Below are 13,635 nucleotides of genomic sequence, written 5' to 3' on the forward strand. Positions count from 1 at the left end.
GACGCGACGGATCAGTTCCTCATCAGTCCGGTACTCCGTGCCCGGCAGCATCTCCTGCGGCCGGTACTTGGCGATCGCACCGGCCTCCATGAGCCGGCGGGCGTGCCGGATCGATTTCGTCGCAACCATCCGGTCGCCGACGGTCGAAAGATAATTCGGGCGGATTTCCGGCGCCACGGAAAAGTCCGGGCCGCCGACATGCACGGTCCCCCGGCTCTCCGGCCGCAGATTGCAGACGGAGACGGTGACGGCGGGATATTTGTGCAGTGGCTCGCCGAGCCGGTCTGTGCTCAAGGGCTGCACGTGATATTCGAGATCGGCGGTCGCAACGGCCGGATCGCTCTTGGCAAAGATACCGAGCTGGCTCGGCGCCATCGACAGCGGACCGGACCGGCGCAGCATATATTCAAACCCCATGCCTGCCCGGGTGAACAGGTTGTGATAGAGCTGGTTCAGCGTCTTTGCGCCCTCGATGCGGAAGACTGTACGGATTTGCAGATGGTCCTGCAGGTTTTCGCCGACACCCGGAAGTTCGTGGACGACGTCCAGTCCGGCAGCGGACAGCACATCCCGTCGACCGACCCCGGAAAGCTCCAGGATTTTCGGTGAATTGATCGCACCGGCAGACAGGATGACCTCGCGACCGGCGCGAGCCAGATGGTTCTGCCCGTTCAGCCGGAACCGCACGCCGGTCACCATTTTGCCGTCGAATTCCAGCCGCTCGGTTTCGGCGCCGGTCAGCACACGCAGATTGGGCCGCTTCATCGCCGGGCGCAGAAAGGCCTTGGTCGTGTTCCAGCGTAGGCCGCCGCGCTGGTTGACCTCGAAATAGCCTGAGCCCTCATTGTCGCCATCGTTGAAATCGTCGGTCTTCGGGATACCGAGTTCTTCGGCCGCATCGCGAAAGGCATCGAGGATCGGCCAGGACAGCCGCTGTTTTTCCACCCGCCATTCGCCGCCTGTCCCGTGCATCGGCGACTGGCCGCGATAGTTGTCCTCGGATTTCAGGAAATAGGGTAGCACGTCGTCCCAGCCCCAGCCGGAATTGCCCGCCTGCCGCCAGCCGTCGTAATCGGCCGCCTGGCCGCGCATGTAGATCATGCCGTTGATCGACGAGCAGCCGCCCAGCACTTTTCCACGCGGATAGGGCAGTGACCGGCCGTTCAGTCCGGCTTCCGCCGCCGTCCTCATCATCCAATCGGTGCGTGGATTGCCCATGCAGTAGAGATAGCCGATCGGCACATGCACCCAATGGTACCGGTCGCTGCCGCCGGCTTCAAGGAGCAGGACGCGGGTTTTCGGATCGGCCGACAGCCGGTTGGCCAGAACGCATCCCGCCGATCCCGCGCCGACGATGATGAAGTCGTAGCTTCCTGCATCAATGGCCGCATCAATGGCTGCATCATCCACACGCATATTCACGCCGCCGCCCCCGCTGCCACCGGCGGGACCGCCGTCAGACGCCGCCAGAGCGGTGCCATCGCTTCGGCGATATCCTGATAGAGAGCGTAGCGCCGCGCATAATGCGCCTCAAGCGAAACATCCGGGCGATAATGCCGCTCGGTCCGGACCATGGCCGCAGCACCAGCGCCGAAATCCGCGAAGACGCCAACGCCGGTTCCAGCCGCAATCGCCGCCCCTAGTGCACCGGTTTCGCGCGATCGGGCGACAGTGACGGGTACGCCGAGCACATCGGCAAAGATCTGCGGCCAGATCAGGCTGCGCGAGCCGCCACCGGAGAGCACGGCCTCGTTGAAGACCGCCCCGGCCTTTCGGATCGTCTCGATATGTTGGCGATGACCGAAGGCGACACCCTCGAGAAGCGCGCGAACGAGATGCCCCTTGGTGTGCCAACCGGCAATGCCGTAGAAGCCGGCGCGTGCGTGGCCGTCCTGCTGGGCGCCATAGAGATATGGATGGTAGAGCGGGTCGTCGGCCGCGGGCTCCATTGCCCCGGCCAGCGCGCAGCAGGCATCGAAGGGCGAAACGCCTTCAGCATGCTTGCCTTCGAAGAACTCCCGCACCAGCCATTCGAGATTGGCAGCCGAGGTGGCGCTGTTCTCCATCGCCATGTAGCGGCTGTGGTCGAAAGTCGAGGACATGAAGACCGGCCCGTCGAGGTCGGGACTGTCTATAACGACCTGGTTGATGCTCCAGGTGCCGGCAATGATCGAGGCGCTGCCGGTGCGCGAAACGCCCGAGCCGAGCGCCGAGGCGACGACGTCGAACAGCCCACCGACCACGGGCGTACCGGCGGCGAGCCCGGTTTGCGTCGCCACCTCTTCCGTTACCGTGCCGGCAATGTCGGCGCTTTCGATGAGCGGCGGCAAGAGGTCCATGCAATCGTCCAGTCCATAGGCTTCCATCAATGCCTTGTCGTAGCGGCGCGCGGCAAGATCGAGCAGACCGGCCCCCGACATGTCGGACACTTCGCTGACACGGCGGCCGGTCAGGCGGTTGACGACGAAATCCTTGGAGAAGAACACGGTACCGATGCGGTTGAACAGTTCCGGCCGGTGACGCTTCAGCCAGGCAAGCAGTGTCGGCGTCTGGGATGGCCACGGGCGCTGGCGGGCAATCGGATAGGTCCGGTCACCAACGCCGGCTTCTCGCCATTCATCGACCAGCCCGGCCGCCCGCGTGTCGAGCGACTGGATGCCGATGAGCGGAGCGCCGTCGCGATCAAGCGCATAGAGGCCGTTGCCATGCCCGGCGCAACCGATCGCGGCGATTTCCTCCGGCTGGATTCTTGCCTTTTCAATGCAGGCGCGGATGACCCGCCGCGCATTCGCCCAGAGCTCGTCCAGATCCCGCTCGACATACCCCGGGCTCGGCATGCGGCTGCGTCCCTCTTCGGACGCAGCCGCGATCTCGTTGCCCGCCCGGTCGAAAATTACCGCCTTGATGACGGTGTTTCCGGCATCGAGCCCCAAAAGATAGTTTCCCATGCAGAACCCCTCCCAAGATTCGAAATCGCTGCTCAGCCCTGCTGGTAGAGCGCAAAGGCCTGTTCGCCGCTCGCATCCTCGTGCACGATCGCCATCAGCCCGCGCACCACGGCACTCGGATTGGCGTGCTGATAGATGTTGCGCCCATAAACCATGCCCATTGCGCCCTGTCGCATCAAGGCGGCGGATTTGTCGAAGACGGCACGAAGATCTTCCTTGCCGCCGCCGCGGACGAGAACCGGGCAACGGGCTGCTTCCACCACTTTGTGGAAATCCTCGGCATTGGTGGTCGGATCCGCCTTGACGATATCCGCCCCCATCTCGCGGGCGAGCCGCGTCAAGGTAACGATCTTGTCGGCATCGCCATCGACCATGTAACCGCCCTTTTCGGTGACCGGCTGCATCACCAGCGGCTCGATCATCAGCGGCATGCCATACTTGTCGCAATCGGCCCGCACGCGGGAAATGTTCTGCACGCATTGGCGGAACAGGTCCGGCTCGTCCGGCAGCATGAACAGGTTGACGACGACGCAGGCTGCATCCATTTCGATCGCGCCGATCAACGGCTCGGCCTCGTTCTGCAGCACCGCCCACATGTCGCGGTGGCGGATCCGGTTATAGGGATTGCCCATGTCGATGCGCATGACCAGCGCCGGCTTGTCCTTGCCGGGCACCTCCTGCAGCAGGTCCGCCTGGCCGTAATTCATCTGGATCGCATCCGGCCCGGCAAAAACCAGGGCCTTGACGACGGCCTGAATATCCTCCAGCCCGTTGAGGAAGGACGGTTCGTTGCAGACGCCGTGATCGATCGCCACGTCGAGGCAGCGGCCGCCGCCGAACAGCCGGTTCATCCGGACTTTGCTGTTGTGTCGCATTCTATGCTCCTTGGTTCGTTCCTTGCGGAAAGCATGTCTTCGTCGACGCCGTGGCGTTCGGTGAGAAGGATGAGAAAACGGTCGCGCTCACGGATGCGATCCGCGAGCGTCCAGCGCTTTTCCTGCGCCAGCAGGTCGAGTGCTGCATCCATCATGTCGAGCGAAAGCTCGCCCGAAACGGCCAACGTCGTGCGCCGCAAAAGCAGGTCGTCGAGATGTTCCACCGCTTCCTCGCGGATCAGACACTGCAATTCGCGCACCGAGTAGCCGGCGTGCGGCAGCGCCGCATCGGGGCCCGCCGCGATGAAGCCGGCAATCGCCTCGGCATCCGTGCCGTACCGGGCAAACAGCTCAGCCATGCGCCGGACGGAAAGGCCTTTGCTGGCCGCCACCTGCGTTAGCCAGGCGGCCGCGTTATCGGGAAAAGCCCGCCCGCCGCCGATCGGCCGATCGGTAGTCGCAATGCGGCGCCGTCTGCCGAGCCTTTCCAAAGCCATGTCGGCCGCCAGTTCCCCGAAGGACCGGAATGTCGTCCATTTGCCGCCGATCATGCACAGAACCGGTGGGCCACCATCCTTCGGCTCTACGACCGTGCAGAAATGATTGCGCGGAATGCGCCCGGTAAAACTGTCGGTGCTGGCCGGCAGCGGCCGCACGCCGGAAAACTGGAAAACGATCTGTTCCGGCCGGATAGCAATATCAGGCAGCACGAAGGCGAGCGATTGCAGGATATAATCCCGCTCGTCCGCCTCGCAGCGGACCGTTTCCGGATCGTCGACGCGGATATCGGTCGAACCGACGAGAACCTTTCCGAGATAGGGAAACAGGATACAGATCCGCCCGTCCTCGTTCTCATAGTAGATCATGTGATCGGCCAGCGCGTCGCGCAGGTCCGCATTGTCGACGATCAGATGCGAGCCCTTGGTGCCGCCCATCAGCGGAGCCGGCCGCCCTTCTGGCGAAAACAGGGTCTGATTGGCGATGTCGATCCAGCCGCCGGTGGCGTTGATGATCAGCGTCGGTTCGACGGCAACCGACGCGCCGCCGATCTGGTCTTCGACGCGGTACTGACCATCCTCTGTCCGCTGCAGTTCCGCATAGTTCAGCGCCATCGCTCCGAACTTTGTCGAAAGACCATCCCGCAGAAGCTCGATGCCCAGCCGCTCCGGATGGCTGACCCAGGCGTCGAAATAGGTGGCCGAACTCTTGATGTCGGGATTGAGCGCCGGCCATTTGGCAAGCGTTCTGCGCCGGCCGCGAAACTGGTGGCGCGGCATCAGCGCCCGTTTGCGGGTCAGGAAATCATAGATGCTCAGGCCCGCCTTGATGGCGATAGCGCCACGCCGGCTCGGGCGGCGGCTGAGACCCAGGAAGCGGACGATGCCATTGCCGAGGCCGGAAAAGATATCGAACACCGGCACCGTCGTCGGCAGCGGCGCAACGTAATGCGGCGCATTGCGCAGCAGCCGGTCCCGCTCGACCAGCGATTCCTGCACCAGCCTGAATTCGCCGTTTTCAAGATAACGAAGCCCGCCATGCACCATGCGCGACAGCGCCGAACTGGCCCCGGAGCAATAGTCGTGTTTCTCGACGAGCAGCACATTCAGCCCCTGCAGCGACAGCTCCCGAAAGACGCTGATGCCGTTGATGCCGCCGCCGATGACACACACGTCCACCTTCGGGCTCTGGCGGAGCCCGTCCAATATCTCTTGCCGTTTCATGATGGCGATCCGCTACCTGTCCATGTCAGTCAGTTTCGCCGCTATGGCCGTATCGATGGCCGCGAGATCCGCCGCATCCAGCCGGATGGTCCCGGCCCGCGCATTGTCGAGCGCTTGTGCCGGATTGCGCGCCCCGCAAAGTGCAAAGGTGATGCCCGGCTGCTCCAGCGTCCAGGCAATCACGATCTGGGCGATGCTGGCGTCATGTTTTTCCGCGACCGGCCGGATGGCGTCGGCCAGCGCCGTTGCCTTCTGGCGGTTGTCGACCGAAAAGCGCGGACTGTCCTTGCGCTGGTCGTCGCCTGAGAACACCCGGTCTGGACCGATGGTGCCGGACAGCAACCCCAAGGCCAGCGACGAGTAGCTCAGCGTCGCAACGCTGTTTGCCTTGGTCAGCGGCAGAAGCTCCGCCTCGATCTCCCGGTCGATCATGCTGAACCGCTCCTGGATCGCGTCGAGACCACCGGCAGCGATATAGGCATTGAGGTCGTCGGGGCTGACATTGCTTGCGCCGATCGCCCGGATCTTGCCCGATGTGCGCAGCTCTTCCAGCGCCCGCATCGTTTCCTCGATCGGGGTCGTCGGATCCTGCCAATGAGTGATGTAGAGGTCGATATAGTCGGTTCCGAGCCGCTTCAGACTTTCCTCGACCTCATGCAGGATCGCGTCACGGCCGAGATAACGGTGCACCGGCTTGCCGTCCTGGTCGAAAAAATGACGGCCCTTCTGCGTATGCCAGACAAGGCCGCATTTGGTGGCGATGACAGCCTTGTCGCGGCGCCCGGTCAGTGCCTTGCCGACAATCTCCTCGGAACGTCCAAGCCCATAGGCCGGCGCCGTGTCGATCAGCGTCACGCCGGCATCGAGCGATGCCTGGATGGCGGCGATGGATTCGTCCTCATCGGTCCCGCCCCACATCCAGCCGCCGATCGCCCAGGTGCCCAGTCCGACCGCCGAGGCGGAAACGCCCGATTTGCCGATCTCACGTGTCAGTTGCTGTCCGCTCATGCCCATTTCCCTTCGCCATTCGCCAGTGCCAGCACCCGCGCACCCGTCGCCTCATCGGTCACCAGCGTATCCAGATGATTGCCGCGCAGAACGCTGAGGATCGGGCCCGCCTTGTTCGGTCCGCTCGCCACACCGATCTTGGTGGGGATCGAGGCGAATTCCGGCAGCGTCAGCGACACCAGCGAACGGTTGAGGCTGTAGTCGCAGATCTGGCCATGATCATCGAGCAGGTGCGCCAGCAATTCGCAGGAGGCGCCGGATCGCTCGATCGCGGCGCGGTCGGTGCTCGAGGAGGGATGCAGGTCGTAATAGCTCGAATCGTCCGAGAGGATCGAGCCAATGCCGACCACCGCCACCTTCGCCTCGCGCCCCCGTTTGAAAACGTCTGCGACGGAACGCATGTTGATCAGCATCGCCCGCTGCTCGGCATCATCAGCAAAGAGCGGCGCATGGATCTGGTAGGAACGCCCCCCAAGCCGGTCGGCCATCAAGGTCGAAACATGATTGACATCGGTATAGTGCTTACCCTGGACGCAGCCGGTTGCTGGAATGACCTCGACATTGAACCGACGCGGCGGCTGCAGACCGGCAACGACGGCGCTCACCCCTTTGCCGCCGGTGATGCAGATCGTATCGCCGTCGGTGATCTCTTCCAGCAGCAACCTCGCTGCCGCTTCGCCGACGGCTTGAAGCGCCGTCTGCGGATTGTCGGAGACTGTCGGCACCACCACGGCGCGGCCGATGCCGCCAAGCGCTTGTAGCCGTTCTTCCATATCGACCAGCGGCTCGACCGGCGACTTGATCTTGATCTCGACCAGGCCGAGCTGGCGGCCGCGCTTGATCAGGCGGTTGACGGTGGCGTGCGAGATGCCGAGCTGATCGGCAATCTGCGCCTGTGTCAGTCCCTCGAGGAAATGCAGGACCAGAGCCTGGTGCATCTGCCGGGCGATGACGATTTCCTCGCGGGGCGCATTTGCGGGTTTGAGTTTGGCTATCGGCATATCAGGCAGCCTTCCGCTTGTGCAGGAAATGGTCGATCGAGACGGCAGCAAGCAGAATGCAGCCTTTGATCATGTCTTGCCAATAGACAGACACGTCGAGCAAGATCAACGAGCTTGTTACGACCGACAGCAGGGCGATGCCGAGAATTGCCCCGAGGATCGTGCCGGAACCGCCATTCAGCGACGCACCGCCGATCACCGCGGCTGCGATGATGTTGAGTTCCATGCCAACGCCAAAGGTCGGGGTCGCGGCACCGAAGCGGGACATGTAGATCACCCCGGCAACACCGGACAGCGTGGCGCAGAGCACCGTCACCCAGAACTTCACCTGGTTGGTCTTGATGCCGGAATAGAGCGCCGCCTTCTCGTTGCTGCCGGTGTAGAACACCTTGCGGAAGGCGGTTGCCCGGCGCAGCAGGAAATCGAACAGCACGACGACCGCTACAAAAATCAGGATCACATAGGGGACGCCGTAGAATGTGCCCTGCCCGACCGCCTTGAACGAGGGCGGCAAGGTGAATAGCGACAGCGGTGTGCCCTTGGTGATGATCAGGCAGATACCGCGCACGATCACCATGGCCGCAAGCGAGGTAATGAAGTGGTTGAGCCCGACGATTGTGACGAAGAAGCCCATGACACAGCCGATCAGGCCGCTGGCAACAATGCCGATCAGGGATGCGCTCCACGGATCGAGCCCCATCAGGAACAGTGAACCCGACAGCACCATCGAGAAGCAGACGACCGAGCCAACCGACAGGTCGATGCCGCCGACGATCAACAGGATGGTCATGCCGACGACGACGATCCCTTCCACCGAAAACGACATCAGCATCGCCCGAAAGTTGCCGAGCGTCAGAAAATGCGGCGAGGCAAAACTCATGATGATGCAGAGCGCCAGGATGATCGCGATCAGTCCCGCCTCGCGCATCGTCCCCAGCCGTTTCCAGCCGGGCGCGCGTGCCTGATGTGCCGTTGCCAATGTAGCGTCCGCCATGACCCTGTCCCCTGCCCCTGCTTTTTCCCTACGCGGCATGCTCTGATGCCTTCGAATTGTTGTGGCCGCCGATCCCCGAGGCGAGCCGCATGATCGCTTCCTCCGTGATCGCCTCGCCCTCGACCTCGCCTGCAACCGTGCCTTCGTGAATGACCAGCACCCGGTCGCACAGACCGAGAAGCTCCGGCAGTTCCGACGAGATGACGACGATGCCGATGCCGGAGCGCGCGAGATCGCGCAGCAGCCGGTGGATTTCCGATTTGGCGCCGACATCGATGCCGCGGGTCGGCTCATCCATCAGGATGACCTTGGGACTGACCGCCAACTGCTTGGCAATCGCCACCTTCTGCTGATTTCCGCCGGACAGCGATGAGACCGGCATGTCGATGCCACCCATCCGCACGCCGAGCCGCCGGACCAGGTTGTGGGCACGATCCGCCTCGGCCTTGGAATTCAACAGTCCCAGCGGTCCGGTCAGCGATTTCAAATCGAGAACGGCAATGTTCTGGGCGATAGAAAGATCGAGGAAAATGCCGGAGCCTTTCCGGTCTTCCGACAGGTAGACGACGCCCGCTTGCGCCGCCTGCGCATAGGACCGCGCCCGCAGCCGCTGTCCATGCAGTTGCACCTCGCCGCCGGTTACCGGCCGCAATCCGCAAATTCCTTCGGCTATCTCGGTGCGGCCCGAGCCGATCAGCCCGCCGACGCCGAGAATTTCCCCTTTGCGCAGGTCGAAGTTGACATCCGTGAAGCGGCTGCCGTCGCCGAGATCGCGAACGCGCAGGATGATCTCATCGGTCCGCTCCGCCAGCGCCTGCTTTTCTGGATAGAGCTGGGTAATCTCGCGCCCGACCATGCGGCGCACCACATCATCCGGCGTCAAATCCGCCACTTTCTCCGTCGAGACATAACGGCCATCGCGAAACACGGTGACCCGGTCGCACAGGTTGAAGATTTCGGCCATGCGGTGGCTGATATAAATGATCGAAATTCCCTGCGCCTTGAGGTCGCGGATGATTCCGAACAGGATCTGCGTCTCCGATTCCGTCAATGCCGCCGTCGGTTCGTCGAAGATCAGCACCCGGCAATCGAGCGTCAGCGCCTTGGCGATCTCGACAAGCTGCTGGCTGGAAATCGACAAGTCGCCGACTTTGCGGCGCACGTCGATCGGCGCCAGACGGTTCATCACGACCTGTGCATCCCGCTCCAGCCGGCCATAGTTCATGAAAGGCGAGCGGCGGCGGTTGGTCGCGGCCATGAACATGTTCTCGGCCACCGTCGCATCGGGGCAGAGCGCGATTTCCTGATGCACGAGCCCCAGCCCGAGCGATTGCGCCACGGCCGGCGACGTTACCTTTACCGGCGCGCCATCGACGAGAACGTCTCCCTCGGTCGGCTGCAGCACGCCGGCAATGATGTTCATCAGCGTCGACTTGCCCGCGCCGTTTTCGCCGCAAAGCGCATGAACCTCGCCTTTTTCCAGGTTGAAGCTCACCTCCGTCAATGCCTTCACCGCACCGAAGTGCTTGCTGACATTGCGGATTTCCAGAACCGGCACCGACACCATCATCGTCCCCTCCTCACGCTCGCGGTGGCTGTCCGGAGTTTCCTGCCCCGGACAGCCGGCACAAAGGCTTACTCCTCGATGCCTTTGGTGCCCCGCCGCTTCAGGTACTTGTCCCAGTAGAAGTCGTCGGCATTGGCAGCCGTGACGATCGACAGGCCGTTGTCGACGAACGGAATGCTCATCGGATTGAAGCCGACGCGCTTGGCGTCGTTCATCGGGTCGATGAGTTCCGGATGTTTTGCAAGCCACAAGAGCATGAAGCCCATATAACCCTGCATGCCCTGGTTCGGATTGATCGAGCCGAACACTTCGCCCGCCTTGATCATGTCGAGGATGTTGGCGTTGACGTCGGCACACATGACGAGGATCTTGCCGCCGCTTTCCTTGTTGGCCTGCGAAGCGCCGATGGCCGAGTTCGCTTCCGGCATGAAGACGGCGCCGATGTTCGGATGTGCCTGCACCAGGCTCATCAAGCCCTGATAGGCCTTGTTCGGGTCCTGGTTGGACGCAGCGCGGCCGACCAGCTTCATATCAGGATATTTTTCCTCCATACGGGCGATGAAGGCGGCGATACGCTTGTCGTGGTTGTCCTGGCCCGGATTTTCGAGAACGGCATATTCACCCTTGCCGCCCATCTTTTCGGCAATCGCGTCTGCCGCATAGGTGCCTTCGCGGGTATTGTCCGACGTGACGAACGAGATGCGCTTGGAGAGCGGCGCATCAGCTGCGAAGGTCACGACCGCCGTGCCCTGGTCGATCGCCCGGTTGATCGGCTCGATGAACGGATCGGAGTTCATCGGGTGAACGAGAATACCGGCCGGGTTCTGGGCCAGCGCCTGGTCGAAGGTGGCGATCTGCTTGTTGACGTCATATTCCGGCGTGCCGGTATAGGCGGTCTCGCAACCGAGCTGCTGACCGGCCTGCTTGAACATTTCATAGACCGGGAACCAATATTCGACGCCCGATACCATGACGTTCATGACGTATTTTTCACCGGGCTTGCAGCGGAACGGATTTTCCGTGTCCGCGCTGGCCACGCCGGCGAAAAGCGTCGATGCGAGGACCGCCAATGCGGTCGTGCTTAGAAATTTGCGCAAGTTTCCTCCTCGAGGCCGAAGCCCCTCCCAAATATCCGGCGGCGCCTCAGCGGCTGCCGATGATCCATTGAAGACCGGAGTTCCTCCTCGAAGTCCGGTATGGGCAGATAATCGCAACGGCAGAGCGCTGTCAATATAATTCATGCTGTGAAATATATTTCACAAAAGACGTGTGACGGGATGTCGATAGCGCCTTAGGGGCGTTTAGAAGGCGTACTGTTTGATTCTCGTGCTTGGATTATTACCGCTGACAGGGGACAGAGCAGTTGAGGGGTTATTTGAGCGACGAAGGTTGCTCTTTCCAAGGTACTGCAACGGAACCATCTGCTCTCGCCGCGGGTTGGATAGGCATCCTCAAGCTCTCAGCCCCACGGAGCGTGCGATGGCTATATCCGCCAGCAATCGAGACTCGGCCGCCTATCCGACGCAGTCGCTGTTCGTCCCCTTTCCCTTCGTCTGCTTCACGCTCGCGCTAGCGACCGATATCGCTTTCTGGCAGACCGGCAATCTGATGTGGCAGAATTTCTCTGCATGGTTGCTGCTCGCCGGGCTTATGTTGGGGTCGCTTGCGATTCTGGCCGGATTGATGGATCTGATGCGTCCCCGCACCCGCCCTTTGCGGCCGCCGCTCCTGTCCGCGCTCCTCTATCTGATCATACTGGGCATTGCCTTTGCCAACAACCTTATCCATGCCGGCGATGGATGGACGGCCGTAGTCCCATATGGACTGATGCTTTCGGCCCTCACCTTTGTCTTGTGCCTGGTGGCCGCAGCAGTTTCCGCTCGAAAATATGCCAGACTGGCCTGGAGGATATGATGAAAAAATCCCAGATACTCGGCGCTTCGGTTCTGTCGATATCTCTTGGCGTCGGTCTTGCCGCTTACGCTCAAAGCGGAGATTTTGATATCTCTCAGCAGATCGGACCGAATCCCGTCCTTCCGGAACCAACCGCCTCACTGCTGCCTGATCTGAAGGTAGCGGAGGTCGTTGGCTGGAAGGATGGTGAGACGCCGGCCGTTCCGAATGGTTTGACGGTCACTGCTTACGCCAAGGACCTCGCCAATCCGAGGACAGTCCACACCTTGCCGAACGGCGACGTACTGGTGATTCAGTCGCGCGGCCCGTCCGGCAAACCGACCTCACGGCCGAAGGATTTGATCCGGGGCTGGATCATGTCGATCGCTCGTGGTGGCGGCGGCGAGCAGAAGGAAAGCAACGTTATCACACTGCTGCGTGACGCGAACCGCGACGGCAAAGTGGATGAGAGGCACGATCTTCTGAAGAAACTCGATTCGCCGTTCGGTGTCGCCTGGGTCGACAACACGCTCTACGTCGCCTCGACGTCCGCCATACTCGCCTACCCCTATGAACTTGGCCAGAATGAAATCACCGCCCAACCGAAAACCCTGACGCCCTTGCCGGGTGGTCCGATCAATCATCACTGGACCAAGGATCTGGCGCTGAGCCCCGACGGGCAGATGCTTTACGTCTCGGTCGGCTCGAATTCCAACGTCGCCGAGAACGGGCTTGAGGCGGAAAAGGGCCGTGCAGCGATCTGGCAGGTCGACCGGCACACCGGCGCGGCGCGGGTCTTTGCCTCAGGTCTGCGCAATCCGAACGGCCTCACCTTCAACCCTGAGACAGGTGTGCTCTGGACGGTCGTCAACGAGCGCGACGAACTCGGACCGGACCTCGTTCCCGATTACATGACCTCGGTCATGGAAGGTGGTTTCTATGGCTGGCCATGGAGCTATTATGGCAAGCATGTCGATGCGCGCGTGCATCCGCCGCGTCCCGACATGGTCGAAAGGGCGATCCCACCAGATTATGCGCTGTCGAGCCATGTCGCCGCGCTCGGACTGACCTTTTCTATGAATTCAGCGCTGCCGGCCGCCTACGCCAACGGCGCCTTCATCGGCGAGCATGGCAGTTGGAATCGGGACAGCTTCAACGGCTACAAAGTCGTGTACGTACCATTCGAAAACGGCAAGCCGTCCGGCAAGGCGCAGGACGTCGTCACAGGGTTTATCCAGGGCGACCAGGCGAAGGGACGGCCGGTTGGCGTCGAGATCGACGGGACGGGAGCGCTGCTCGTCGCCGATGACGCCGGCAATACCGTCTGGCGCATATCGTCGTCCGACGGCAAAATCACGCCGCAGCCAATCGGCACGGACCAAGTAAAATTGCAAGCTTCGACGAATGCGGCGCGAGATCAGACTCCCGATGGAGATCCAAATATCGGAACGGGACTGACGGGGTCGGCTGCTCAATCCCAAACACCACCGGCATCGCCCGATAAGCGCCCGACCGGCCTGGCACCACCACCTTCCGGCCAACAAAGAGATGGGCTCCGGCCCACGCAGATGCAGATTGCCCCTGCAACCGGTCCTTAAATTCGGAGGTGCCGAAATCCGAGGCTCCGA

Annotated in this window: 11 protein-coding genes; 2 read left to right on the plus strand and 9 right to left on the minus strand. The window is 62.1% G+C overall.

Annotated features, from left to right (window positions below; all coding sequences use genetic code 11):
• The 9 genes from FY112_RS06520 to FY112_RS06560 form a co-directional block, all read right to left on the minus strand.
• Positions 1–1,416: GMC family oxidoreductase (locus tag FY112_RS06520; RefSeq protein WP_151518013.1), on the minus strand; the 1,416-nt coding region annotated here is incomplete at its 3' end.
• Positions 1,417–1,418: 2 nt separating this feature from the next.
• The gene (locus FY112_RS06525) at positions 1,419–2,948 is read right to left on the minus strand and encodes an FGGY-family carbohydrate kinase (RefSeq protein WP_151518006.1); all 1,530 of its coding nucleotides are present in this window, start codon (positions 2,946–2,948) and stop codon (positions 1,419–1,421) included.
• A 32-nt stretch (positions 2,949–2,980) separates the two neighbouring features.
• Positions 2,981–3,823, minus strand: coding sequence for a class I fructose-bisphosphate aldolase (locus tag FY112_RS06530; RefSeq protein WP_151518007.1), 843 nt, complete (start codon positions 3,821–3,823; stop codon positions 2,981–2,983).
• Positions 3,796–5,544 (minus strand): glycerol-3-phosphate dehydrogenase/oxidase, encoded by a 1,749-nt coding sequence (locus FY112_RS06535; protein WP_151518008.1) that lies wholly within the window; start codon positions 5,542–5,544, stop codon positions 3,796–3,798. The genes FY112_RS06530 and FY112_RS06535 overlap by 28 nt, the downstream gene beginning before the upstream one ends.
• 12 nt (positions 5,545–5,556) lie before the next feature.
• Complete coding sequence (locus FY112_RS06540; protein WP_151518009.1) at positions 5,557–6,552, minus strand: aldo/keto reductase; 996 nt, start codon at positions 6,550–6,552, stop codon at positions 5,557–5,559.
• Positions 6,549–7,553, minus strand: coding sequence for a sugar-binding transcriptional regulator (locus tag FY112_RS06545; RefSeq protein ID WP_151518010.1), 1,005 nt, complete (start codon positions 7,551–7,553; stop codon positions 6,549–6,551). The genes FY112_RS06540 and FY112_RS06545 overlap by 4 nt, the downstream gene beginning before the upstream one ends.
• A gap of 1 nt (position 7,554) precedes the next feature.
• Positions 7,555–8,547 carry an ABC transporter permease gene (locus FY112_RS06550; protein ID WP_151518011.1) on the minus strand — a complete coding sequence of 331 codons (993 nt, stop codon included), beginning with the start codon at positions 8,545–8,547 and terminating at the stop codon, positions 7,555–7,557.
• A 28-nt stretch (positions 8,548–8,575) separates the two neighbouring features.
• Positions 8,576–10,114 (minus strand): sugar ABC transporter ATP-binding protein, encoded by a 1,539-nt coding sequence (locus FY112_RS06555; protein ID WP_151518014.1) that lies wholly within the window; start codon positions 10,112–10,114, stop codon positions 8,576–8,578.
• Positions 10,115–10,182: 68 nt separating this feature from the next.
• Positions 10,183–11,211: a substrate-binding domain-containing protein gene (locus FY112_RS06560; protein WP_017956656.1), complete on the minus strand. Its 1,029-nt coding sequence runs from the start codon at positions 11,209–11,211 to the stop codon at positions 10,183–10,185.
• 382 nt (positions 11,212–11,593) lie between these two features.
• On the opposite strand from FY112_RS06560, the gene FY112_RS06565 reads away from it, so the two are divergent.
• Positions 11,594–12,028: a DUF2231 domain-containing protein gene (locus FY112_RS06565; RefSeq protein WP_151518012.1), complete on the plus strand. Its 435-nt coding sequence runs from the start codon at positions 11,594–11,596 to the stop codon at positions 12,026–12,028.
• Entirely contained in the window at positions 12,028–13,605 is a 1,578-nt protein-coding gene (locus tag FY112_RS06570) for a sorbosone dehydrogenase family protein (RefSeq protein WP_151518015.1), read from the plus strand. The genes FY112_RS06565 and FY112_RS06570 overlap by 1 nt, the downstream gene beginning before the upstream one ends.
• Positions 13,606–13,635: the final 30 nt, after the last annotated feature.

The sequence above is a fragment of the Rhizobium sp. PEPV16 genome, assembly GCF_008919455.1.
GTDB classification, from domain to species: Bacteria; Pseudomonadota; Alphaproteobacteria; order Rhizobiales; family Rhizobiaceae; genus Rhizobium; species Rhizobium leguminosarum_Q.